23 protein-coding genes and 1 riboswitch are annotated in these 23,189 nt (G+C 44.6%); of the genes, 7 read left to right on the top strand and 16 right to left on the bottom strand.

Annotated features, from left to right (window positions below):
• Window positions 1–2 precede the first annotated feature (2 nt).
• A complete protein-coding gene (locus tag GLV98_RS01825) occupies window positions 3–257 on the bottom strand; it encodes a hypothetical protein (RefSeq protein ID WP_160911516.1) in 255 nt (84 codons plus the stop codon).
• A gap of 214 nt (window positions 258–471) precedes the next feature.
• On the opposite strand from GLV98_RS01825, the gene GLV98_RS01820 reads away from it, so the two are divergent.
• Entirely contained in the window at window positions 472–861 is a 390-nt protein-coding gene (locus GLV98_RS01820; RefSeq protein WP_160911514.1) for a sporulation protein, read from the top strand.
• Between the two features lie 107 nt (window positions 862–968).
• On the opposite strand, the gene GLV98_RS01815 is transcribed toward GLV98_RS01820, so the two are convergent.
• The 4 genes from GLV98_RS01815 to GLV98_RS01800 all read right to left on the bottom strand — a co-directional run bounded on the left by GLV98_RS01815 (window position 969) and on the right by GLV98_RS01800 (window position 4,526).
• A complete protein-coding gene (locus GLV98_RS01815; protein ID WP_160911512.1) occupies window positions 969–1,877 on the bottom strand; it encodes a GNAT family N-acetyltransferase in 909 nt (302 codons plus the stop codon).
• Window positions 1,874–2,383 carry a GNAT family N-acetyltransferase gene (locus GLV98_RS01810; protein WP_160911510.1) on the bottom strand — a complete coding sequence of 170 codons (510 nt, stop codon included), beginning with the start codon at window positions 2,381–2,383 and terminating at the stop codon, window positions 1,874–1,876. Before GLV98_RS01810 ends, GLV98_RS01815 begins: the two co-directional genes overlap by 4 nt.
• A 393-nt stretch (window positions 2,384–2,776) precedes the next feature.
• Entirely contained in the window at window positions 2,777–3,073 is a 297-nt protein-coding gene (locus tag GLV98_RS01805; protein ID WP_202409878.1) for a hypothetical protein, read from the bottom strand.
• A 313-nt stretch (window positions 3,074–3,386) separates the two neighbouring features.
• Complete coding sequence (locus GLV98_RS01800; RefSeq protein ID WP_160911508.1) at window positions 3,387–4,526, bottom strand: FtsW/RodA/SpoVE family cell cycle protein; 1,140 nt, start codon at window positions 4,524–4,526, stop codon at window positions 3,387–3,389.
• Between the two features lie 128 nt (window positions 4,527–4,654).
• Here GLV98_RS01800 and crcB (GLV98_RS01795) point away from each other — a divergent pair, with 128 nt between their 5' ends.
• Together crcB (GLV98_RS01795) and crcB (GLV98_RS01790) are read left to right on the top strand one after the other, a co-directional pair.
• Window positions 4,655–5,029 (top strand): fluoride efflux transporter CrcB, encoded by a 375-nt coding sequence (crcB, locus tag GLV98_RS01795; RefSeq protein ID WP_160911506.1) that lies wholly within the window; start codon window positions 4,655–4,657, stop codon window positions 5,027–5,029.
• Complete coding sequence (gene crcB / locus GLV98_RS01790) at window positions 5,029–5,397, top strand: fluoride efflux transporter CrcB (RefSeq protein WP_160911504.1); 369 nt, start codon at window positions 5,029–5,031, stop codon at window positions 5,395–5,397. Before crcB (GLV98_RS01795) ends, crcB (GLV98_RS01790) begins: the two co-directional genes overlap by 1 nt.
• 46 nt (window positions 5,398–5,443) lie before the next feature.
• On the opposite strand, the gene GLV98_RS01785 is transcribed toward crcB (GLV98_RS01790), so the two are convergent.
• Together GLV98_RS01785 and GLV98_RS01780 are read right to left on the bottom strand one after the other, a co-directional pair.
• Window positions 5,444–6,151 (bottom strand): GDSL-type esterase/lipase family protein, encoded by a 708-nt coding sequence (locus GLV98_RS01785; RefSeq protein WP_160911502.1) that lies wholly within the window; start codon window positions 6,149–6,151, stop codon window positions 5,444–5,446.
• Between the two features lie 185 nt (window positions 6,152–6,336).
• Window positions 6,337–6,600: a hypothetical protein gene (locus GLV98_RS01780; protein WP_160911500.1), complete on the bottom strand. Its 264-nt coding sequence runs from the start codon at window positions 6,598–6,600 to the stop codon at window positions 6,337–6,339.
• A 397-nt stretch (window positions 6,601–6,997) separates the two neighbouring features.
• Window positions 6,998–7,102, top strand: a riboswitch (SAM riboswitch).
• A 139-nt stretch (window positions 7,103–7,241) separates the two neighbouring features.
• Here GLV98_RS01780 and GLV98_RS01775 point away from each other — a divergent pair.
• Both GLV98_RS01775 and GLV98_RS01770 read left to right on the top strand, forming a co-directional pair.
• A complete protein-coding gene (locus GLV98_RS01775) occupies window positions 7,242–8,291 on the top strand; it encodes a homocysteine S-methyltransferase family protein (protein WP_160911498.1) in 1,050 nt (349 codons plus the stop codon).
• A gap of 180 nt (window positions 8,292–8,471) precedes the next feature.
• Window positions 8,472–8,918 (top strand): hypothetical protein, encoded by a 447-nt coding sequence (locus tag GLV98_RS01770; RefSeq protein ID WP_237417016.1) that lies wholly within the window; start codon window positions 8,472–8,474, stop codon window positions 8,916–8,918.
• Window positions 8,919–9,124: 206 nt separating this feature from the next.
• Here the strand turns inward: GLV98_RS01770 and GLV98_RS01765 are convergent, their stop codons facing one another.
• The gene (locus GLV98_RS01765; RefSeq protein WP_160911496.1) at window positions 9,125–11,521 is read right to left on the bottom strand and encodes a M14 family zinc carboxypeptidase; all 2,397 of its coding nucleotides are present in this window, start codon (window positions 11,519–11,521) and stop codon (window positions 9,125–9,127) included.
• Window positions 11,522–11,993: 472 nt separating this feature from the next.
• Between GLV98_RS01765 and GLV98_RS01760 the strand changes: the two genes are divergently transcribed.
• On the top strand, window positions 11,994–13,127 hold the full coding sequence (locus GLV98_RS01760; RefSeq protein WP_160911494.1) for a S8 family peptidase: 1,134 nt from the start codon (window positions 11,994–11,996) through the stop codon (window positions 13,125–13,127).
• 282 nt (window positions 13,128–13,409) lie between these two features.
• Here the strand turns inward: GLV98_RS01760 and GLV98_RS01755 are convergent, their stop codons facing one another.
• The 8 genes from GLV98_RS01755 to GLV98_RS01720 form a co-directional block, all read right to left on the bottom strand.
• On the bottom strand, window positions 13,410–14,093 hold the full coding sequence (locus GLV98_RS01755; RefSeq protein ID WP_160911492.1) for a RibD family protein: 684 nt from the start codon (window positions 14,091–14,093) through the stop codon (window positions 13,410–13,412).
• Window positions 14,094–14,270: 177 nt separating this feature from the next.
• Complete coding sequence (locus GLV98_RS01750) at window positions 14,271–14,672, bottom strand: VOC family protein (protein WP_160911490.1); 402 nt, start codon at window positions 14,670–14,672, stop codon at window positions 14,271–14,273.
• Between the two features lie 234 nt (window positions 14,673–14,906).
• A complete protein-coding gene (locus tag GLV98_RS01745) occupies window positions 14,907–15,062 on the bottom strand; it encodes a hypothetical protein (RefSeq protein WP_160911488.1) in 156 nt (51 codons plus the stop codon).
• 422 nt (window positions 15,063–15,484) lie between these two features.
• Window positions 15,485–15,775, bottom strand: coding sequence for a hypothetical protein (locus tag GLV98_RS01740; protein ID WP_160911486.1), 291 nt, complete (start codon window positions 15,773–15,775; stop codon window positions 15,485–15,487).
• 498 nt (window positions 15,776–16,273) lie between these two features.
• Complete coding sequence (locus GLV98_RS01735) at window positions 16,274–17,419, bottom strand: saccharopine dehydrogenase C-terminal domain-containing protein (RefSeq protein WP_160911484.1); 1,146 nt, start codon at window positions 17,417–17,419, stop codon at window positions 16,274–16,276.
• A 27-nt stretch (window positions 17,420–17,446) separates the two neighbouring features.
• Window positions 17,447–18,943 (bottom strand): aldehyde dehydrogenase family protein, encoded by a 1,497-nt coding sequence (locus tag GLV98_RS01730; protein WP_160911482.1) that lies wholly within the window; start codon window positions 18,941–18,943, stop codon window positions 17,447–17,449.
• Window positions 18,940–20,586 carry a thiamine pyrophosphate-dependent enzyme gene (locus tag GLV98_RS01725; RefSeq protein ID WP_160911480.1) on the bottom strand — a complete coding sequence of 549 codons (1,647 nt, stop codon included), beginning with the start codon at window positions 20,584–20,586 and terminating at the stop codon, window positions 18,940–18,942. Before GLV98_RS01725 ends, GLV98_RS01730 begins: the two co-directional genes overlap by 4 nt.
• Window positions 20,587–20,591: 5 nt before the next feature.
• Window positions 20,592–21,761, bottom strand: a complete 1,170-nt coding sequence (locus GLV98_RS01720; protein ID WP_160911477.1) for an aminotransferase class I/II-fold pyridoxal phosphate-dependent enzyme — start codon at window positions 21,759–21,761, stop codon at window positions 20,592–20,594.
• 235 nt (window positions 21,762–21,996) lie between these two features.
• On the opposite strand from GLV98_RS01720, the gene GLV98_RS01715 reads away from it, so the two are divergent.
• Window positions 21,997–23,184 (top strand): CoA transferase, encoded by a 1,188-nt coding sequence (locus tag GLV98_RS01715; RefSeq protein WP_160911475.1) that lies wholly within the window; start codon window positions 21,997–21,999, stop codon window positions 23,182–23,184.
• Window positions 23,185–23,189 lie beyond the last annotated feature (5 nt).

Genomic DNA, 23,189 nt, shown 5'->3' with positions numbered 1-23,189 from the left:
TCCTATCTATGGATCGCTTCCTCCGCTTTATGGCGATCGACTTTCCTTACATAAAATTTGAATTCTACATTGTAATCATACCTGTGGGCAGGCGAACCGACGGATGGCGTATTACTTAAGGTAGCGACCCTATACTCCACGCCTTCTGCAGATAATTTCGAAGCTGCTTTATAATACTCTTCTTGAATGAATGTCGTATAAATAAGCGCCTTTTTATTGGAAAGGATGTAACTGAGTACATTCATGATGCCGTCCATAGAAGTCCCCCCGTTGATGATGTTTTTACTTTACCATAGATTTTTTCCAAGATTAACCTCTATAGAAGCGATTTATGGTCGGTTGCTGAATTTTCGAAAAATGATTGACGGGATGTACACGCTCGAATATGATACAACTATAAATGGAAATGATAGAGTTCAAGATTTGGTGGTTACCAACAGCCTTGAACATGGAGATGAGGAGGCTTTGACGATGTTAGCAAAGCTATTCAACTGGTTCGGACCAGGCCTGCCCAAGGTCGACTTGGTTCTATCTAAGACAGAATATGCACCCGGAGAAAAAGTGACCGGATCTTTCCATTTGATCGGCGGGTTGAATCAGCAGATCATCCAGCGGCTCGAATGTGACTTGATGAAAAAAAGAGCAGGAGAAAAACCAAGCCTCTTACAGCCGGTGACGACGGTTTTAATGAATCGGGAACTTGATCCCAAAGAAGAAAGTGAGTACCCCTTCCACTTCATTCTTCCCGAAGTCCTTGATTTGGATGATTCGGAAACCACTTATCTTCTCCAAACGACACTTGTATTGATGAATGATGCGAAAACTTCCGATACGGATGAAATCCATATAGTGATCCGTTAATACTTTCAAGAAGCGGTACCTATAGTCATGGCCCGCTTCTCCCTCATATCAGTTTACATAATAAATATATCGTAAATTAATTCATGGAACTTCCATGAACTCTAACTCTAATCTTTGTCACCATATTTTGTGAATGCATAATAATCCATTGTAGAAGTCTCTTCGAAACCACAGGACCGGTATAAATTTAATGCATGATTGTTCTTCACTTCAACTTGAAGCATAATCTGTTGAACTTGCCTTTCTTTTAGTATCTTTACGGCTTTCATAAGGATCTCTCTCCCGTAACCTTTTCTTCGATATTCCGGAAGAACTCCTAATCCATAAACTCCACCTACACCATTCTGTACTTCGAGATGGACTTTTCCAATAATCATTTGATCTCGTTCAACCATAAAAGTATCCATTCCATGCTTCGATTCTTCTTCCGGGTTTTTCAAACCACCTTCTGGAGCACTTACTCGAAAGTATATAGCATTTTGTCTGGCGATTTCTTTTGCATCTTCGTTTCGTGCCTTCCTAAGTTTTATACTTTCCGTAGGAGCGGATGCTCGGACTTCATTTGTCAATAACATCTCATGTTCTGAATGTTCATAAACGGCACCCATATGTTTTATAAACCCTATTCCGGATGATGAATGTCGGTCACACAATAAAAGCATTTGTTGCGAGTCTCTTTTCGACCACTCATCTCTAACCAAAGAAAACAAGTGTGTAAAAATCCCCATTCTCCTATATTCAGGATGAACCATCCCATTTACTTCTAATGTGTCCGCACCGAATTGACAGATCCCAATATATCCAATAAGCGTGCCTTCATCATAAAACATAAATTCATTGATTCTATCCATTCCTTTTCTTTCATTCGCAGCTTTACTCCATTTGTAATCAAGTTCTAGTTTTAGAGTCACCTTTTCTTTTTCAGTGCAGCAATTTTTTAAGGACAGGATATTCTCGTAATCTTTTCGGTCTAATGAATCTTTTAATTTTATGAAAGGGTTTATTATTTTTTTCATTCTATATGGTCTCCCCCATCGATCACCCAGTAGTAAATGGTTTCCGTAAGCCTTTTCTCCTCCATTGCAATGGTGACCTCTTTTACTTTCTCAGCTCCCATCTTTTCATAAAAGTGACGAGCAGGATTTTCTGATAGTACTCTTACAACCAGATTTTTATGCCCTTTCTCCTTAACCTCCCTGAATGTAGAAGAGAGTAAGAGTCTCCCAGCCCCTCGAAGATGGTATTTCTCCAGTATGTATAGTGAGCTCAACTCTGAGTCATATTCTCCACAAGTGGACCCATCTTCCCAAGTGACAAAGCCGAAGACCCCATCTTCTTCCGTTTCTATGACAGATATGTTGTATTTTCTTATATTCTCCTCCCACAGACGTTCTCTATTTTCATAACTCAGGCGATTCAAATATACATCAGGGACAATTCCACGGTAGGTTTCAAGCCATGCATCCACATGGACTTTTGCAATTGCTGGAACATCTCCAGGCTTCGCTTTTCGAATCCTCATGATTCACCTCCATGATCATGGCTGAACTTCCTCAGCCATTCAGGGTCACTCCTGCCATCAACAATTTCGTAATAGTCTCCGACCAATAAGTGGATCCCTGTTTCTTTCCCGTGAACGATGATTGGATTTCTTTCTTACCTATACTTCCATCACCTAGTCTTCATCCTTTCTCCCACCGAAGTCGAATCCTGATTTTCCCCAGTAAATTAAAAACACAGCGGGCGCGACAATCATCGCTATGGCAATGACAAGATTCATAAGATCCCTCCTTACTATTTTAACGATTGAAGGAAAGTTACGTTTCGATGAATTTTCTAAAATAAAGCTCTGTATAAAATCGTACGTTCCTTCCATACAGCTGATTACTTTTACCGATTCTCTTTTTTTGCCCCATCATTTCTCTGGTTTCAGTATGGTACGTTGAGTCGGAACGCGAGCATGCGTGACGATTAGCGGGTGTAAAATGTAATGTTGTCCATCAATCTCAAACCGGTAATTTCCAAGATAAGAGACTTTCTTTCCTCGTTCTTTCAATTCGATCTCAATTGCCTTTACATATTGATTGTAATCTTTGTACCATTCATCCAAGTGCATAACGATATTGCCTTTCTGGTACCCTGAAGTTTTGTAAGCAAAGTAACCAACAAGCAAAAACGGAATGAAAAGGATAACGAAAATAAAGATTTCCACCAACACCTCTCCTTCCTTTTATGGTGTAACAATTCTTTATCTTTTAGAAAATCGTGACCTGCTCTCAACCAATAATTTAGAAACATCGGAGGATATTCTTAAACCCCCTGCTTACTATACTAACGAATGAGCGTGTGGTTTCGTTTCAGTTGTTTTATTGACTTTTCTTCAATTTATAGTTTCCTCGCATGGCAGTCCGGATCCTCTTTGGCGTAATTCGGCCCCTCTTTGACACGTTCACCTACCCTTCTGCCTGGAGAAGACTATCATAGCCCCAACAAAAAAACGCCACCTGAATCGGTGACGTTTTCGCTTAGGCGGCTATTTTTTGTTCCTGCGCTTTTTTTATTTTTGATATGGCATGGATGTTGATCAGCATTCCGGCAGAGAACATCATCATGAGCAGCGATGTTCCCCCGTAACTTACGAACGGAAGTGGAACACCGGTCAAAGGTAGAAGACCGGTCAATCCACCAAGGTTGATGATGGCCTGGATGCCGATTAATCCGGAAACTCCGATAGCAAGCAGGCGGCCGAACGTGTCATGGCTCTCCATACTAATATAGAAACCACGCAGCACGATCAAACCAAGTAATAATAACACCACACCGACACCGATCACGCCTAACTCTTCGGCGATGACGGCCATAATGAAATCGGTATGGGCTTCAGGTAAGTATCCAAGTTTTTGTACGCCAGCTCCAAGGCCTGTCCCGAACAAACCTCCATTATGGATTGCGAGGTAAGAATTGATCAGCTGATACCCGGCATCGTCGGCGTATTCAAAGGGTTGGTAAGCGCCGTCGAAACGGGAAAGCTGTTCTTCACTGAGGCCGAAATTGTACATGAAGATCGCCCCTGCAAGAGCAATCCCGATCATGGAAAAGAGGTGGACCTTTTTTAATCCGCTCGACATGATGATCAGTCCGGATACCGCGAGGGCAATCAGGGCTGTCCCTAAATCCGGCTGTTTCAAGATCATTGCAACGACGAGCATCATCAAAATGATCGGCGGCAGTAACGCTCTCGTGAAGTCTTCAATATACCCACTCTTCTTCGTAAAAATCGTCGCCATGTAAATGATCAGGGACATCTTCGCCAATTCAGCGGGTTGGAATTTTCCAAGACCAGGGATTGGCAGCCACGATTGGGCATTGTTGGACGTATGCCCGAATACAAAGACCGCGGCAAGTAGGATGACCGTCCCAAGCAGAATCAGCTTGAATAAGCGTCGATAGTTTTTGTAAGGAAAGATGATCCCAAGGAAAAGGGCGACTAAGCCAAGAGCCCATGACATTAACTGCCTGTTGAAAAAGTAATCAGGGGTTACTTCGTAAACCATGACACCACTGACCATACTGGCACTGTACACCATCACCGTACCGAACGCAGACAAAGCCAATACAGCGAATAGGATGGTAAAATCTATGTTTTTCAAAATTCTCCGTATCATGCGTAACCCTCTTTCGTTTGGTACTATTATGTAAATTATAAGGCTTCTTGCCACGTAAAAAAAGCATTCCTTTTAAATTACTCCGAAAGTCTATATAATAACGATTAGATTTGTAGGAGGTTTGTGGAATGATTTATTTTTATGTCGGAATCGGTGGGATGATCGGCGCATCCCTTCGGTTTCTGATCGGCGAATGGCTGAAGAACCCTGACCAGTGGTTCCCTTATTCCACACTGACCGTCAATTTGACCGGTAGTTTCATACTGGCTTGGTTCACGATGGGGATCGTTGAGAAGTTTTCTCTTTCGCAAAAATGGAAAACGGCTCTTGGCACAGGGCTGGTCGGTTCGTATACGACATTCTCCACCCTGAGCATGGACTCCATTTCGCTCTATGAACGTGGAGACGTGATTCTCAGCCTCCTTTACATAGCCATCAGCATTTTCGGTGGGCTGGCCTTCTCTATGCTCGGATTCACCCTCGGAAAAAGGAGGGCTTCCTGATGCTTTCTAAACTGTTACTAGTAGGAGCGGGTGGATTTATCGGAGCGATCCTCCGCTACGGGATCAGCCAATGGATCAACAAACGCACGACCTCGGCTCTTCCTGTCGCTACCCTATTTGTCAACCTACTCGGATCCTTCGTCCTGGGGCTTCTTACAGGACTCGAGCTCTCAACGTTTTGGGTACTCTTCGGCGGCACAGGCATCCTCGGTGCTTTTACAACCTTTTCCACCTTCAAACTGGAATCGGTTCAGCTTCATTTCAAAAAGAACTGGAAAACGTTCGTCTTGTACACCGTTCTCAGCTACACGCTTGGAATTGCTTTAGCCTGGACCGGCTTCCAATTGGGAGGATTCTTCTCCCGTTGATAGCCATCAAAAAGGACTTCCTCACAGGGAAGCCCTTTTTTTGTCCCTATTCGAAATCATACGCTTTGATGATCCGCATCGTCAGCTTCTCATACCCTTGTTCATTCAAATGGACAGCATCACTGAAATAACGGGAGGACTTTTCTTCATACAAATCGTTCGTCGGGATAAACGTGACATTTTCATAAGGCTCTATGATCGACTGACTCGTTGCGTTCCAACCTTTGATGATTTGACCGATTTCAGGTTTGTCCGGATATGGATTGTATAGACCAAGAAATAATATCGGTGCCTCCGGATTCTTCTCGCGGATCTGGTTCAGTATCGTTTTGACATTCTTCTCATAATCCTTTTTGCCAACGGCTATTTTATCCTTATGGAGTGGAGAAAGGTCCCCTCCATTACTTTTGATGATATCATTCATACCGATGAAAAATAGAATATAGTCCGCATTTTCGACCGACTTCAAAACGGTCGCCTCATTCATTTGACCGAGCATTCCATCACTTTGTTGGCCGGGGATGGCATAATTATCAACAGTGACGGGACCGTCATGGTTTTTATCGAACCATTGTTGTAGATTTTCAACATACCCATGACCACTTTCATCTCCCACTCCATAGGTTAATGAATCACCGAGAGCGACGATTTGTTCTTCTTTTTGATGTGACATCGATGATTGGAATCCGAACACTCCGAGACCGATAGCGGCCAATATGAGCAGTCCCATCCACCATTTCCGATGTATTTTCATAAGCTGCACCTCCGAATACGCCCTTTTTTCCCTGTAGGAGTATGGACAAAACATTATTACGATAAATAGAACAAAAGCACGATGAATGGACATATACGTGGTCGTCCGTTCATCGTGCTCGTTTATGAGTCCTGGTGATTAGTTTTGTAATTGGTCTCTGATCATTTACCAACCTTTGGTCATAATTATTGGTACAAATCACGAATCTGGTTTAAGTCTTCTATAAATTGACTCGACTCTTCCTGACTCAACCGAACGAGCATCTGTTCATTCAACGTAAGGATTTGACCATCCTCTTCATCTTTATGATTATTCAAATAGTCATAAATGGTATCCAATTGGTCTTTATTAAGAGTGGATTGAGTCGTAAAGTGCTTCACTTGGTTTAGTACAAATTCGTCATTTATATGATCAAATTCCCCTCGAATTATTTTACCGTTAACATCCACGCTACCAACTCCTTTATGGAGATAGTTTATTCCAATCGGCAAAATATAAACGCTTAGTCAGAAAGGTCAATAACCCCATCTACATTTTCGAAAGTGTGGGGAAAATCACATCTAAAACACCGCTCAGTAAACGTTAGGGTCCAGTCTCTTCTTTGCGTTATATTAGTGCGCGAGCAGTATTTCGCCAACCCTCCTGGACTCACTTTAAAATGATTCAAAATTAAATTAAATATTTTTCTGAAGATTCCATTGATTCTCTAATCATTTTCCTGTATTGTAAATCGCAAGCGTAATATTAAACATCTAATATACAACGTCAATGTTTCCATTTGATTCTTAATAGAAGCATACGAATGACGGTAAGCGTCAACTGTTTTTCAAACCAACAAAATAATAAAACTTATCCAGAGAGGTGTAGGGACTGGCCCGTAGATACCTCAGCAACCAGCCAATGGCACGGTGCTAAATCCAGGAGGTATTCGTTGTACCTTGAAGATAAGGAAACTCTTTATACATAAAGGACCCCCTTATCCAGGGAGGTCCTTTATTTTTTTTGACAGAAAGTCAGCTATTCCCTTTCATCAGGGCATTAGCTTTCTAATATAAACTACTCATACAAAATGGAAAGGTTGTGGAATGAAATGAAACGATCATTAGAACAAAGGTTACAGGATGGAACCGTGATTTGTGGAGAAGGATACTTATTCGAGCTGGAGCGACGCGGCTATTTACAGGCCGGATCCTTTGTACCTGAAGTGGCTCTCGATAACCCACAGGCTCTAAAACAAACCTATCGAGACTTTATGCTCGCAGGCTCCGACGTCGTCCTAGCCTTTACGTATAACGGCCACCGCGAGAAAATGCGAATCATCGGAAAAGAGGAGTTGTTAGAGCCGCTGAACCGTCAGGCCATCCGTCTAGCTAAAGAAGTTGCTCAGGAGCACCCTGAGGAAGAAGCACTCGTAGCTGGGAACGTTTCCAATACGAACTTGTTCAACCCGGATGATCCTGAAGCTGTAGAAAAAACAAGAAGCATGTTTGCGGAGATGATCGGCTGGTGTAAGGAAGAAGGCGTAGATTTTGTGAACGGTGAAACCTTCTACTATTATGAAGAAGCACTGATTGCGCTCGAAGAAATTCAAAAGCAGGATCTCCCTGCCGTGATCACCTTCGGTCTGATGGGTGAAAATATTCTGCGGGATGGTTACGAAGTCGAAGAAGCCTGCCGCTTATTAGAAGAAAAAGGCGCCCTTGTTGTCGGGATGAATTGCTTCCGCGGCCCAGCGACGATGCAGCCCTATGTAGAAAAAATACGTAAGACGGTGGACGGTTATGTAGGTGCCCTCCCTATTCCTTACCGCACCACGGAAGAACATCCTACCTTCTTCAACCTGCCGGACGGGGGTTGTGCTTGTACACTTCCAACGGAAACCACGTTCCCAACGTCCCTGGATCCGCTCTACACGAACCGGTATGAGCTTGCCGAGTGGGCTAAAGAAGCGCACAGCATTGGTGTGAACTACCTGGGACTCTGCTGTGGAGCTTCTCCGGCTATGCTTCGTGAAGTGGCAGAAACCGTCGGGCGGAGAGCTGTAAACTCTACGTATTCCCCGGATATGGAGAAACACTTCCTTTTCGGCAATGACGACACGCTGCAGGATCACATTACATCTTATAAGACAAAAGCCTAAGTAAAAACGCCTGCCCTTAATATGGGCAGGCGTTCTTCAAAACTTCGTTCATTAACCTTCTCGAGGGACCTAGCTCTCTTCCGTAAGTAGTAAAAGAAAAAGTTGTAAAAAAAATACGACTAACAAAAGATTATGACGGGTAGGAAATGAATAGAAAACCACTTGAGGAGGATGCAACAAATGGAACATCGAATTTCGCATAAGAATATGGATGAGTTGTTAAAAGGGCTTGAGGACGATTATGTAAAAGCAGTCAGAGGTAATGAAGCGGAGAGTGTAGAAGCATTTGTTGAACAATTTTTATACGATTCCTGGGATTACAATGACCAAAATATAGAAACCATCAAAACTGTGATGAGCCGTTATACTCAGGGTGAAATTTATGAAACGACCTTCAGTGGCGCTTTCAATGAAATGGTCGACCATGTGCAGGAAAAATTAGAAGAGCTGGACGCTGACAAGGAATATCCAGTTATTCAAGACGGTCAAGGCGCATCTATTCTGATCGCTTTTGTTGATGGTCTCGTGATTCAATACTTTACAGGGTGTTGTACAGTGGATCAGTTAAAAGAAATGGCCCCTCAGCATAAGAAAATCCTTTTGCAGGCTCTGCGAACAGAAAAATAATGAATACTAAAATAAAAGAGAAGCTCAAAAGGGAGGATTCCTTTCTGAGCTTCTCTTTATAAAAGGTTTTTTCTTATTCAAGCCGAAGCTTTAAAGCGCTTAAGCAGAACTTATCTACCGCCACTCTAGGTAGTCCATTATAAAGTCCAACACCACCTCCAATCATCCAAAAGCAGTATACAAAAGGTGGTGTCTACACATCATTGTTATTTGGAGTAGATGGCGTTTGAGAACAGGCGGAATAAATAATCCGTGTGATCACGGAAACCTGCTTCAAGTCCGATCAGCGTTACGTCCTGGTCCTTTTCTTTAATCATGACCGGTTTCCCTTGAGCATCCGCGCGGTCTTCCCAGTGTCCAGCCATAAAGAAGTTACTGCTGTCTTTATAAGTCGCATGGACATCTGTTCCTTCTACATCTGTGTACCAAACCGGGCGGTAGACGAAACCATAATCAGTTGTTTCATAACCAGAAGTTAAAGAACCAGTACCGTAATTCACTCGGACGATTCCATTACTATTGTAATCACCTTTATGAACAGTCACATCCGTCAGTCCTAGTTGCTTCGCCGCATCGGAAGCGCCCGCTCCAACAGCGATATATTTCCCTCCATCTTCAACAAAGGAGTGGATGTTTTCTTTAAAGGCTTGATATTGGGCTTCATTTTCAAGTCCGAATTCAGCGTTCGGAGTCCAATTGTTATACGAAACCAAGCTTGATGTGCCACTGTAGAAAAAGACATCTGTATCTCCTAGTCCTTGTTCTGCCAGTTCCCTTGGAGTGATTTCTTGAACTTCAAATCCTAATCTTTCCAAAGCTAAAAGGGTGCCTGCGTGTGATTGAGCTTTATTCATACCACCGTCTTTCAGAATCGTAACCTTCTGAGAAGTTAATGGTTCCCCTTCAACAGTTCCGGTCGATTTGACAGTAATGCCAGACGCTTCCACAAGTTTTCTCAATTCAGGAGACTTGTCGGCATCGACAAAGAATTGCTCCCCATCCCTGGTCACTTCAAACCCGTTCTTCACGAGAGAATTCACGAGATTGATCGCTTTCACGGAAGAGTTAGGAATCACATAGGGACCGTTTCCGGTTAACTCCCCATCGGCTTTTACTTTCTTCACGTCATTCGTCTTTACATTAAAGGAGTTGTCCGCTCCAACCTCTACTGCTTCAAAGCCCCATAATTCTGGTAAATTCCAGGCAGAGATATCATACATCGATGGGGTGATATCGGTAATATCTTCTCCATCCCACAGCATCGTGTTCGCAAGTCCAGCTTTCGCCTGGCTCATGTCTACGATATATGTTCCCGCTGGGTACGAGACACCGTCGTATTCGAAAGCTTTCTTCGATTCGGAGATCTCAATATCATTGAACATCAAATGTTCAACGGCTTTTTCGGTTGCTGTTGGGTCTGTTTCATCTACGGGTAAAATATACGCTTGCGGGAAGAATCCTTCCGTATGGTACGGGTGATCAAATTGGATGCCCCGTTTGAATACTTCAATTTGGTCTTTGATCATTTGTTCTTTGTTATCATCGGAAAATTCAAGGGCTCCCATAACCGCATCATAATGCCATTGAACGCCATCCCAATCGTTCGTCGGTGCTTCAAGCGTATATCCATATGCCCCGTGGTACATCGCATACATCGGTGTGAAAATCGGTGGATAATCATCCCACCCTGCATCATCATCCCGCTGCGGAATATATGTACCTGTCATCGATTGATAGTCGACGCCTGAAGTATTCGTATTTTCATAATCTGCACGATTATCTACAATGCTTCCTTCCATGGCTTCCGCCTGATCAAGTGCCCACTTCGAGAATAGATCATATTCGTAGTTCGGATTGTGCGGCGGTGTACACGGCTCGATTAAACCAGGATGTTCTTTCCCGCCATAGCCCTTCACATAGCCATGCAAATCAAGGAAGACCATGGGATTCCATTCTTTGATCAATTCCACGGTGTGCCTGGTTTCCGCTTGAGACTGTGTAATGAAATCTCTGTTCAAGTCAATGCCATTGCTGTTAAAACGTGTGGCATTAATCCGGCCGTCAGGATTCGCGACCACATTAAAAATAAGAATATGATCTTCAAGCAGATCTTTCGTTTGCTCATCATCGGCTGTCGCAAAACGCTCAATCAATTGCAGCGCAGCATCTGAACCGACAAACTCTGTGCCATGAATCGACGCATTAATCATCACCGGCACTTTAAAGTCCGGATGTTTTTCAATAAATGCCTGAGCTTTTTCAGGGTTCTTGAACATTTTCTTCCGCAACGATTTTTGGTAGCCATATTTTCCTTTGGCTGTTGGATCGGAAATGGTGACCGTATAAAGATCATGCCCGCCGGAAGATTCCGCCGAACTTTCCACGGTGATCCGGTTACTTTGTTCAGCGATTTCCTGTAGTTTGTCGTCCACCTTCGAGTACTTCAAAAAATTATAGTTTTCACTGTTAAATAGACTACCATCTTCCTCCTGCAGTGTTTCATTCACGTTGACATTTTGCCACTTAGGTGCTTCTGCTGCGGCCGTTAGAGGCGCAGCAAGCATCGTAATGGCTGCCATACCAGTCATGACTGTTTTTTTCATTAGGTACCCCCTAGTCTAAAAGATATAATTACTAGTTTATACCATTAGTAACAGAAACTGTATAAACCGAATCTACTGTTTAAAGGGGGTGCTTTTGTACTACGTTAATCCATTAAAGTTTCCGAACATCTTATCTACCTTGTCCCACCCCTTTCCATACATTTAACAAAAAAAACAAACCATGCTGGAAACGCATGGTTTGTCCGCAAGCTTTGATGGAGCTTTCTTCATCCTACTCGTTCCGAGGGATGATCCTCTTTTTCCTCTATCGACTTCGTTTTCTTTAAGAAATGACGCTGCAAGAACGAGTCCATTATCAAACTTTCCCAAGTTGATCCTTGAAGACCGCTTTAAGCGGCCGTTTTTACATATCCATTTCCCAAACACGAGTCAAACTACATATGTTATCTTAATGTTATAACTATTCAGAATTTATTAATAGTTCTGAATACAAATTAAAAGGAGGAATTGGATGCGTAAACACATGTGGAAAGTAGCCGGGATTATGTTAGTGTTTGCTTTAGTTTTTTCATTCAATAACATAGCCCAAGCTTCCGTTGAAAAAGCGGCGGAGCAAAAGGCACAGGTCGAAGAATACTTAATTGGTTTCAAATCAAAAGTGAACCAAAATGCAGTCAAAGGTGCGGGAGGGAAAGTACTTCATGAATATAAATATATGAATGTTGTACATGCCAAGCTGCCGGAACAAGCAGTAAAAGCCCTATCCAACAACCCTAATGTCGCCTATGTAGAAAAAGATCATACGGCACAGGCAACGAGTCAGACGACGCCCTATGGAATCTCCCAAATTAATGCGGATGATGTCCAAGCTCAAGGAACGACTGGGAATGGTGTAAAGGTAGCGATCCTGGACTCTGGTATTGATGGAGCACATGAAGACTTGAACGTAGCTGGCGGAGAGAGTTTTGTCAGCGGTGAACCGAACGCCTTAGTGGATGGAAATGGTCATGGTACCCACGTAGCTGGAACGGTTGCAGGCGTAAATAATACACTAGGCGTGCTTGGTGTAGCACCATCTACTGAGCTCTACGCCGTTAAAGTATTAAGTAGTGAAGGCAGCGGTTCCTACAGTGGAATTGCTCAAGGAATTGAGTGGGCCATCAGCAATGACATGGACATCATTAACATGAGTCTTGGAGGAAGCCGCGGTTCAGCTACTCTAGAACAAGCGGTAAACAATGCGGATGCTCAAGGCTTACTAGTCGTAGCTGCTGCTGGAAACGAAGGATCTAAAGGGAAGAAAAACACCATTGGTTATCCTGCCAAATATGCAGCAGCCATGGCTGTTGGTGCTGTAGACAGTGCCAATAATAGAGCGTCATTTTCCAGTGTTGGAAGTGAACTTGAAGTGATGGCTCCTGGTGTAGATATTCTAAGTTCTGTCCCAGGTAATAACTATGAGCGCTTTAATGGTACTTCCATGGCAACTCCGCATGTTGCAGGTGCAGCTGCTTTACTATTAGCAGATGACCCAGCATTGACGAATGATCAGATCCGTCAAACATTAATTGACACAGCTGTTCCTCTTGGTGACTCCTTCTATTATGGAAACGGAGTGATCGACGTACAGGCTGCTGTTCAATAATATTCAACAGTAGCACGGACTGTTCACAGTTCTAAACTAAAATGAAAAGGCGTATGAAATCAGATATTCATTCCTGATTTCATACGCTTTTCATTTATTAGAGATACTTTTCCATCCACTTAATTTGTATTAGGGTAACAAATATAATGGATCACCAACTTACAGAATAGTGTAGACTAAAGCTCTTATGTGCAAGTAGTTTATTAAAATAAAGAATCTATTTTAAGACTAGATTTCGAGGTATCTCACAGAGAATCTTTTACTTTTATCCCCTACTCTAGATTATTTATTTCTTTGCTTTACTTTGTAATGAAGCCAAACTGAACCTTTACCCACGGTTTTCATATTTTTTAATTCTAATCTGGTCGCATCATTTAGTTCTTTCAAATCCTCTGAGTCAAAGATCGATGGTGTAGTCGTACCTCCTATCGCTAAAGGGGCCATAACTAAACTTATTTCATCTATTAGACCTTGCCTTAAGAACGCTCCATTTATTACACCGCCGCCGGCAAGTCCCAATCTTCTATATCCTAATTCGTATAATTTATGTAGAGCTAGCGGTAAATCTATATGAGCTCCGGAACCTGCTGAAATATAGGTAATGCCCTTTTCTTCTAATTGTTGAATATATTTTTCCGAAACATCTTCCCTTGTAACTACTAATAACCCCTCCGTTTGATACCAATCAATACGCCCCCGACCATCAAATACAATATATGCTTTTGATTTTTTCGGTTCATAGACGGGCTTCTCCAGCTTTACCCCATTTGCGCTCCATACGATTAAACTTTCGCTACCTGAAACTAGACCATCACAGTCTAACTCATCGTATAGTTGATGCGTGACTTCGTGAGCTTCTCCATCAATGCCTGTTGCTGTCCATTCGGCTACATCCCTATTCGGAGCAGTTGTAATTTTTCCATCGATCGAAGAAAAGACATTTAAGACTACGTAGGGTTTTTTCAATACCATTCACTCCTTTACCGTTGTACTTATAATGGTATTGTATTCCAAAAAAGAATGTCAGTGTTTTTTACAATTTCCTTTTCCGATATAAAGATCATGAGTTAAATGCAGAACTTACAAATTTAACAATTGCCAGAGATTGTTTAAAACTCGAAATCAAGATAATGAAATAACAGTTTATGGTGATGGGGCAACAAATTCTACTTTTATCCTATCTGGGTCTTCAAAGTAAACCGCATAATAATCCTCCCCACCTGCAAAAGGATGTTCGTTTTCGTATAAAATATTCATACCTCTCTCCTTGAGCATTTTTGTCATTTCATCTACTCTTTCACGTGAAGACGCGTGAAAAGCCAAATGATTCAAACCAGTTCTGCACCTGTGGTAAGGGACGTCTAAAAACCTATTTTCTGTTTGGACAAACACCAAATAAGTTTCTCCTAACTTCCAACTTTGTCCCTCATCCCATTTTTGATAAGACTTGTAACCTAACTCTTCCAAAAACCAGCACCAAAATGATTCTGACTTCTTTAAATTGGAAACATAAATTTCTACATGATGAAGTAAGCCTTCACTCATTGAAACCTCCCCTTCCTATGCTTATTACATCATAACAATGAAATTACATAGAGAAACGCCCCCAACACATTAAGATTTGAATTCCAGATCATTGATACAAGTGTTAAGTTTATGAAACGCTTTTCCTGAATGAACATTTATAAACTTCTTAATACAAAAAAACCGCCCACTGAAAAAGGCGGTAATCTTAACAATTGGTATCCTTTTCTTCAACGAATTCCAAAAAGATGCTGCCTAATTTTTCTCCAGAATAACAAGTGAAGAAACCATTGGTACCAATCCAACTGGACTCTGAGAAACAACTTTCCATCCCTCTTGAAGAAGTTGATTTAACTCACTTACGTTATTCTTTTTATCGGATTGATAATGAACGGTGATCGCTTTTTGCATAATACACCTCCCAGAACCCAATATACTATACGTAAAATTCCATTAAATAGTAGAGCCACAAACAGAATCTGTTATAGATATAACCAAAGCTTATCATAAGAAACCATGGCGATATCCAGTAAACACTTCCGTCAGTTATGAAGGAAACATTACTAATTTGGCGCTGTATTTAATAAAGATTTTCAATTCTATATCATGTACGTTTTCCTTCATGGAAAGGTTCCAAATCCTTGGAATCTCGAAACGGAGCCTTCCACAATCCTGTCCTTTTAGCTGAAGACTCAGCTTCGAAGATCAATAAAATAACCAGTAACGTTTTCCCTTCTTTGGTAGAGAACACTACTGGTTTCATTCTTGTATTAGGCTTTAACTGTTGAGAAATCCCTATTTCCATAGCATGTCATTCTGAGTACTTCCATTCATTAAGAACGAAATTGCTTCGCATGCTCCTTGGCAAAATGGATGATCTTATTGTAGGTTTTCTGTTCGAAGTCCTTTTTGGATGGAATGTGTAACGTCGCATTGTCTTCATCAATGATTTTGATTCTTTCGCCGCCTCTGACATAAAGGGTGACGTACAAAAATGGTTCTCTCATCCCTAGTGCTACCCGTAATTCTTTCGGAAAGTCTGCCGTTATGATGATCCGATCCTCCACTTGCTTCAAACTCAGTTGACTATGAAACTTCAGGTGCTCGATCCCTTTTATATGCATATACGCACTCCCCGTTTTTCATTATACATACCTAATCTTACGTTCTTTTAAACTCATTATCTGTCGTTTGTTGCTTTTTTCACAAAGCTTTAACAAATCGTCCAGCTAACACCTAGGATAACCGTTTTCATCTCTTTGTTCCTAAACTCCATGTAAAAATTTTCGAGGATATGTGAAATGTTGAGCATCAAACCTGGCACTGTGCACTTGTTTGTGGGTACCGGGTACGGAAAACATATTTTCCGTACCCGGTACTAAACGAACAGGAAACTGTACCTAAACCAAAATATAGTACCACAAAACACACAAAAAGACCGGACAACAGCCCGGCCCTCTCATATGATTATCTTCACAGAAAGTCTGGCACCATGAGCATTTTATTTGGTGCCTGTCACCAAACAAAGTGTTTTTAGTGCCTGTCATCCCAAAACGAATGACAGTGCCAGGCACCGAAAAATGTAAACCAGTGCCTGGCACCACATCAAAACACAACCTTACCTACGCCTGTTCTCTAATCACAACCCCTCGCCTCATCATTTCATCGATATACACATCACCAGGGACGATCGTTTCCGGTGGACATACCCCACGCTTTGTGATCGTTCCTCCGCCGATCAATTGAGCGACGACAGAGATGGTGTTGGCTGTAGCGCGGGCCATGGCCGTTACGTTTGTCGCCCTGTCTTTATAGGTGACCATTTCATATTCACAAGCTTTCCTCACTCCGTCTTTCTCACCGCCTACGATGACGCGGAGCAGGACGGCATCGTCTTTATCTTTCAGCTCAAGAAGAGGATCGATGCTCTTCAGCAGCACTTCCCTCGTCTTGATTTCCGTTCCCCGGATATTCACGACTTGATCCGCGCCCGTCAAGTTGAGATCGACGAGGAGTTTCATTTTCTCAGCATGGCCGGGATAACGAATCGTCTTGTATTCAAGACTGTCGATGTTCGGGTACGATTTCAGTAGCGTCGATGTCCCGCCGGAAGTATGGAAAGCTTCCAATGGACCGAAGCGTTCAAAATAGATGTTCTCGATTTCCGTCAAGGACTCGACTTCACGCAGCTTTCCATCTCTGATGATTGTCGATGGATCGGAGTAATGATCCAGCAATCCTTCCATGGAAAACACATGGTTGTACTCAAGTGGTGGATCCGGCCTTACCGGTATGCCGCCCACGAACAGGCGGATCGACTCGAGTTTATCAAGCTTTCCTGCGCCGTAGCCCGATAGAATGTTGATCATGCCAGGAGCGACACCGAGATCCGGGATGACGGTGACTCCGGCAGCTTTCGCCTGTTCATCGAGCTCCAGAACTTTATCGGTAATGTGACCGATGTGTCCGCCCAAGTCGACCGAATGGACCCCCACTTCGATCGCTGTTTTCGCAACGATTTCATTGAAAGAGTAGAAAAGCGCATTGATGATGACATCATAATTTTGGATGAACTCAGCAAGTTCGGTCTGGTTTCCGGCGTCCACTTTGAATCCTTGTATTTTTGATGAGTTCAATGAATCAGAAACACGCTGGGCACGATCGAGGTCGATATCGGCGAGACCGACCTTCTCAACCCCCGAACTATGGACAAGATCGCGCGCCGCTTCTTTTCCCATCAATCCAGACCCTAGAACAGCTACTTTCATAGTCCGCACTCCTTTTTCTCTGTAAAATTACTCGACATCGATTTGGGCACGCTGGAGTTTCCCGCTGAAATCGACGTACACCGCTTTCCATTCGGTAAACACATCTAGGGCAGCCACGCCAGAATCTCTGTGGCCGTTTCCGGTCCCCTTCGTACCTCCGAATGGCAGATGAATTTCAGCTCCTGTCGTCCCTGCATTCACGTATACGATGCCTGTATCTAAATCCCGCTGAGCGGCAAATACTTGGTTCACATTCTGAGTGAAAATCGAGCTCGACAAGCCGAATTCCACACCATTGTTGATTTCAACAGCTTCCTCAAAACTTTTGACAGGGATTAAGGAAACAACCGGCCCGAAAATCTCTTCCTGGGCGATTCGCATGTCCGGTTTCACATCCGTGAACAACGTCGGAGCGAAATAGTTTCCTTTCTTGTGATCCCCGTTTTCCATGATATATCCACCGGTCAGAAGTTTGGCTCCTTCTTCTTTTCCGACACTGATATAGCTTTTCACTTTTTCAAGGCCCGCACGATTGATGATCGGTCCGACTTTGATTGATTCATCAAGGCCATTCCCGATGGAGAGTTTGGCGATCTCCTTCTGCAGGCGCTCTTCCAGTTCATTTTTGACCTTTTCGTGGACCATTACGCGACTGCAGGCGGTGCAGCGCTGACCGCTTGTCCCGTAGGCACTCCAGAGAATACCCTCGACGGCGAGGGACAAGTCGGCATCATCCATGACGATTACGCCGTTTTTCCCGCCCATTTCAAGGGAAACTTTCTTAAGACGCTGGCCGCATTTCGCCGCGATACCGCGACCGACTTCGTTCGATCCTGTAAAAGAAATGACACGGATGTCGTCTTGCTCAATCATCGCTTCCCCTACCGTTGAGCCCGAGCCGAACACGACATTGATGACCCCTTTCGGCAGACCGGCCTCTTCGAAAATTTTCGCCAGTTCGTAAGCCATGATCGGAGTTTCCGTTGCGGGTTTCCAAACGACCGCGTTTCCGGTAACGATGGCCGGGAAGGACTTCCATGTCGCAATCGCAATCGGAAAGTTCCACGGAGTGATGATCCCGACGACGCCGACGGGGGCACGGACGCTCATCGCGAATTTATCCTTCAACTCTGAAGGTGTCGTCTGCCCGAATAGTCGGCGCCCTTCTCCGGCCATGTAGAAGGCCATGTCGATGCCTTCCTGGACTTCTCCCCGCGCTTCTTCAATGACTTTTCCGTTCTCCATCGTCAACAGCTGGGAGAGCCGCTCTTTTCTTTCTTTCATGATTAAGCCGACCCGGTACAGCACTTCCGCTCTTTGAGGTGCCGGTACGAGCGCCCAGCTTTTCTGTGCTTTTTTCGCCGCGCGTGTCGCTTTCTCTACATCAGAAGCCGCTGATAACGGAACGTTCACCAACGTTTCGGATGTTGCTGGATTGATGACAGCTGTCGCCTTACCAGAAGAAGGCTCCACCCATTTTCCATCTATGAAATTCTTTAACTGCTCTTCATGAATCAATGTCACTTTGATTCTCCCCCTTTTTTTCTTAATTGGCTGATCGTTTTTGATAGTGAGATCTGCTCAGGATCTGTCTCTACTTCAATCACCACAGGCTTGTCCAAGACCAGCGCCTGATCCAGGGCATGTCTGAACTCTTCCACTGTTTTCACATAAAATCCAGCAGCCCCCAGGTTTTCCGCCACTTTTGAAAAGGCGACATCGCCTAAGTCCGTACCGATGACTTCGCCTGGATAATGGATTTCCTGATGCATGCGGATCGTTCCGTACATCCGGTTATTGAACACGATACTGATAACTGCAATGTCATACCGGACCGCCGTCTCCAGCTCCTGCAGCGTCATCATGAAGCCACCATCCCCAGATAGAGAGACGACTTTTTTATCAGGATTGGCAAGTTTCGCGCCCAGGGCTGCCGGCATGCCGTACCCCATCGCGCCTGATGTTGGTCCTATATATCGGTGTTTCTTAAACTGAAAATACGTGTGCAGCCAACCGGCAAAGTTACCAGCATCATTCGTCAGGATGCTGTCTTCCGGCAGGTTTTCCTGAAGAAGCGAAATCACTTCCCCGTTCAGCGTTTTGCGCCCTGCTGTAACGAGCGTGGCCTCATAAGCCTTACGCCTCGCGCTTGTCCATGCCGTCAAATCCCGTCCGTAGGCGGCATCAGCTAAAGCTTCCAGCATTTCACTGGCATCCGCTACAATGCCAACATCCGGAGGGTAGACCTTGCCGAGGACGCTGTCATCGATGTCACAGTGGATCAAACTCTGCCCTTTTAAAAGCGAATAGTCCTGTGTCGTCACTTCAGAGAGTCTTGTCCCAATAGCTAGGACCGTATCTGCTTGAGCGATCGTCTCCAGAATGTTCGGATGGGTGCCGAGCCCGAGATGACCGCAATAGTGGATATCATCGTTCGGAAAAACATCATGACGTCGGAATGCACTCACAATCGGAGCGCCCCATTTATAAGCGAGCCGCTTCAAAGCCATTTCTGCACCCGCAAGCTTCACTCCCCCACCCGCTAAAATCAGCGGACGTTCAGCCAGACGGAGGCGGTCGACCACCTCGATGATTTCTTGATCCGAAGGCTTTGGTGCCGGCCTTTTTGTAACAGGGCCGAATGACATGAGCGCATCTTTTTTCAAAACATCTTCAGGCAAAGAGAGAACGACAGGTCCAGGTCTTCCCGACATAGCGATCCTGAGCGCCCGTTGGATGAGTTCCGGAGTCCGGGGTGGTTCGCGGATTTCAGCCACCCATTTAGCGATGGGTCGGAAGAAAGCTTCAAGATCGACTTCTTGGAAGCCTTCACGTCCACTGAAATTCGTGTGCACCTGACCGAGGAGGACGACCATGGGTGTGGAGTCCTGGTACGCCGTATGAACACCAATCGCAAGGTTGCTCGCACCGACGCCTCTCGTCGCCATCACAACGCCTGGGGTTCCACTCGCTTTCGCGTACCCTTCCGCCATAAATGCGGCCCCGCCTTCGTGTCTGGCCGAGATGAGCTCGATGTCCGGCTCTTTCAAAATGGCATCCATCACAGGAAGATAGCTCTCCCCTGGGACACAAAATACTTTGGAAATGCCTTGTCTCTGAAGACAGGTGACGATGGCTTCCGCGCTCGTCATCAGACGTTCGTCCATGGACGTCAGCCTCCTTTCATCGCTTTTTTCATACGGATTGAAGCTTCATGCAGCCGCTCGATCGGAACCGACAGGCTCATTCGGAAATACCCCTCCCCTTTCTGACCGAAGGCTGTCCCAGGGGTGAGGATGATGCCTGCTTCATCGAGCATCTTTTCAGAGAATCCTTGAGACGTATAGCCTTCGGGAACACGAGCCCAGATGAAGAAAGTCCCCTTCGGTTTTTCAGCGTAGATATTCATTCCATTGAAAGCATTCATCATAAGATCGAGCCGCTGCTCGTACGTTCGGTTATTCGCTCGGACTGAGGAAAAATCACTCTGTAATGCCGTAACCCCAGCCAATTGGATCGGCAGAAACTGACTCGTATCCATATTGCTCTTGTACACACTGAGGGAGCGGATCAGGTCCTTATTGCCAACGACATAACCAAGCCGCCAGCCGGACATGTTGAACGTTTTCGACAGCGATCCGAATTCGACGGCTGTTTCTTTCGCTCCCGGCACCTGTAAGAGACTTGGAGCTTTATAGTCTCCGAACGTTACGAGATCGTAGGCGGCATCATGGATGAGGGAGAGTTTATGTTCTTTCGCAAAACGGACCGCTTCCTCGAATGTATCCAATTCGACCGTTCCACCAGTCGGGTTGTTCGGATAGTTGAGCAGCATCATTTTCGATCTGGAAATATCTCTTGGTGAGATTTGATCAAATAGAGGTGCATAGCTGTTTTCTTCATCGAGCGGAAAACGGATTGTGCTTCCATGGGCAAGGTGGATCGCTGATTGGTAGACCGGATAGCCCGGGTCCGGTGCTAAAACCCCGTCTCCCGGGTCAAGGACGGCACTGATCATATGAGAGATACCCTCTTTTGATCCGATCAGGGTCAGCACTTCTGTTTCTGCATCCAATTCCACGTCATAGTGAGATCTATAGAAATCCGCAACGGCTTCCCTGAACTCCCGGCAGCCGCCATACGGGGAATATTTGTGGTTCTTCGGTTTACGTACTTCTTCTGCCAAACGGTCGATGATAAATGGTGGTGTCGGTAAATCCGGAGCGCCGATACCAAGATCGATGACATCGACCCCCTGAGCGGTCAACGCGACTTTCTTTTTATGAAATATCGAAAACAAATAAGGTGGCAGGCTACGCACCTGCTTCGAGCTTTGGATCATGGAAAGACCCCCTTCAAACATTCTGGTTGTCCCATCGCTCTATCCTATTAATTGAAAAATGATTCTATGAACCAAAGTTTTCACGTCATCTTTTCCAACGAGGTGCATATAGTGTGATATAGCCCGTCAAGGACAACTCCCCTATCTGAATTGATCCGTGTTTCCCAAGCCAGTTGGATTCATACGTCGTATGGGTTCTTCTGGCTTTTTCTAATGTGAAAGGGTGTGATGAGTGGTGACCGCCGCATTGGAAGGCATCCGCGTCCTCGATTTGACCCGGGTTCTCGCCGGCCCTTATTGTTCGATGATCCTTGGAGATCTCGGTGCTGAAATCATCAAAGTCGAAGCTCCCGGAGGAAGTGACGAAACCCGTACGTGGGGACCTCCCTTCAAAGAAGGGGTGAGTGCCTATTATTTATGTGCCAACCGTAATAAGAAGAGTTTGACGCTGGATCTAAAATCTCGTGAAGGAAAAGAAGTGTTGGAAAAACTCGTCAATGAAAGTGATGTCATCATCAACAACTTCAAGACGGGAACGATGGACCGACTTGGAATCGGCTATGCCCATTTGAAAGAACTCAACCCCCGCATCGTGTTCTGCTCGATTACGGGTTTTGGAGAGACAGGCCCCTACAAACACCTGCCCGGATATGACTTCATCATCCAGGCGATGAGCGGACTGATGAGCATTACTGGTGACGACCAGTCCGGTCCGCAGAAGCTGGGAGTGGCCATTACGGATATTCTCACCGGCCTGTATGCCTGTATCGGAATCCAAACGGCGCTGTTAGAACGGGAACGATCCGGAGAAGGTCAGAAAATCGATCTATCCTTATATGATTCTGCCGTCAGTTCCCTCATCAACATCGGGAGCAATTTTTTAATGACCGGCAAATTACCGCAGCGGCTCGGAAATCATCATGCCAACATCGTGCCCTACCAAACCTTCCGTTCCAGAGACGGCGAAATGGTTATTGCTGTCGGGAATGACCGTCAATTCGCTCAACTATGTGGGATTCTGGGACAACCTTTGCTTGCTGAGGACCCTCTTTTTTCTACGAATTCAAAAAGGGTGGAAAACAGAGAGACGCTTGCACGGATTTTACAGGAACGGTTTTTGAAGGAGAATACGGCTTATTGGAAAACGCAGTGTCGGGAAAAGCACATCCCCTTCGGCCCGATCCAATCGCTCGAAGACGTGTATAACGATGACCATTTGAAAGCCCGCGACATGTTCCTCAACCTTGAGCATCCGAAAGCAGGTAATGTGGAGATGATCGGCAGTCCACTGAAACTATCCCGCACGCCGGTGGATTACAAGCAGCATCCCCCGGAGGCGGGTGAACATACAGAAGAGATTCTTACAAGACTGGGTTATGACAAAAAAACGATCCATCAATGGCAGAAGGATCACAAGGTGTAAGGAGT

Source organism: Halobacillus litoralis (assembly GCF_009856415.1).
Taxonomy (GTDB): domain Bacteria; phylum Bacillota; class Bacilli; order Bacillales; family Halobacillaceae; genus Halobacillus; species Halobacillus litoralis_C.
This window is presented reverse-complemented; position numbering and strand designations above follow the sequence as displayed.

Excerpts from the sequence above, each read along its gene's own strand:
- GLV98_RS01820 (WP_160911514.1), top strand. The coding sequence starts at position 472 with ATGTTAGCAAAGCTATTCAACTGGTTCGGACCAGGCCTGCCCAAGGTC.
- GLV98_RS01725 (WP_160911480.1), bottom strand. The coding sequence starts at position 20,586 with ATGGACGAACGTCTGATGACGAGCGCGGAAGCCATCGTCACCTGTCTT.
- GLV98_RS01745 (WP_160911488.1), bottom strand. The coding sequence starts at position 15,062 with ATGCAAAAAGCGATCACCGTTCATTATCAATCCGATAAAAAGAATAAC.
- crcB (WP_160911504.1), top strand. The coding sequence starts at position 5,029 with ATGCTTTCTAAACTGTTACTAGTAGGAGCGGGTGGATTTATCGGAGCG.
- GLV98_RS01775 (WP_160911498.1), top strand. The coding sequence starts at position 7,242 with ATGAAACGATCATTAGAACAAAGGTTACAGGATGGAACCGTGATTTGT.
- GLV98_RS01815 (WP_160911512.1), bottom strand. The coding sequence starts at position 1,877 with ATGAAAAAAATAATAAACCCTTTCATAAAATTAAAAGATTCATTAGAC.
- GLV98_RS01740 (WP_160911486.1), bottom strand. The coding sequence starts at position 15,775 with ATGCATATAAAAGGGATCGAGCACCTGAAGTTTCATAGTCAACTGAGT.
- GLV98_RS01800 (WP_160911508.1), bottom strand. The coding sequence starts at position 4,526 with ATGATACGGAGAATTTTGAAAAACATAGATTTTACCATCCTATTCGCT.
- GLV98_RS01750 (WP_160911490.1), bottom strand. The coding sequence starts at position 14,672 with ATGAGTGAAGGCTTACTTCATCATGTAGAAATTTATGTTTCCAATTTA.
- GLV98_RS01765 (WP_160911496.1), bottom strand. The coding sequence starts at position 11,521 with ATGAAAAAAACAGTCATGACTGGTATGGCAGCCATTACGATGCTTGCT.
- GLV98_RS01720 (WP_160911477.1), bottom strand. The coding sequence starts at position 21,761 with ATGATCCAAAGCTCGAAGCAGGTGCGTAGCCTGCCACCTTATTTGTTT.
- GLV98_RS01825 (WP_160911516.1), bottom strand. The coding sequence starts at position 257 with ATGGACGGCATCATGAATGTACTCAGTTACATCCTTTCCAATAAAAAG.
- GLV98_RS01810 (WP_160911510.1), bottom strand. The coding sequence starts at position 2,383 with ATGAGGATTCGAAAAGCGAAGCCTGGAGATGTTCCAGCAATTGCAAAA.
- GLV98_RS01735 (WP_160911484.1), bottom strand. The coding sequence starts at position 17,419 with ATGAAAGTAGCTGTTCTAGGGTCTGGATTGATGGGAAAAGAAGCGGCG.
- GLV98_RS01760 (WP_160911494.1), top strand. The coding sequence starts at position 11,994 with ATGCGTAAACACATGTGGAAAGTAGCCGGGATTATGTTAGTGTTTGCT.
- GLV98_RS01785 (WP_160911502.1), bottom strand. The coding sequence starts at position 6,151 with ATGAAAATACATCGGAAATGGTGGATGGGACTGCTCATATTGGCCGCT.
- GLV98_RS01770 (WP_237417016.1), top strand. The coding sequence starts at position 8,472 with ATGGAACATCGAATTTCGCATAAGAATATGGATGAGTTGTTAAAAGGG.
- crcB (WP_160911506.1), top strand. The coding sequence starts at position 4,655 with ATGATTTATTTTTATGTCGGAATCGGTGGGATGATCGGCGCATCCCTT.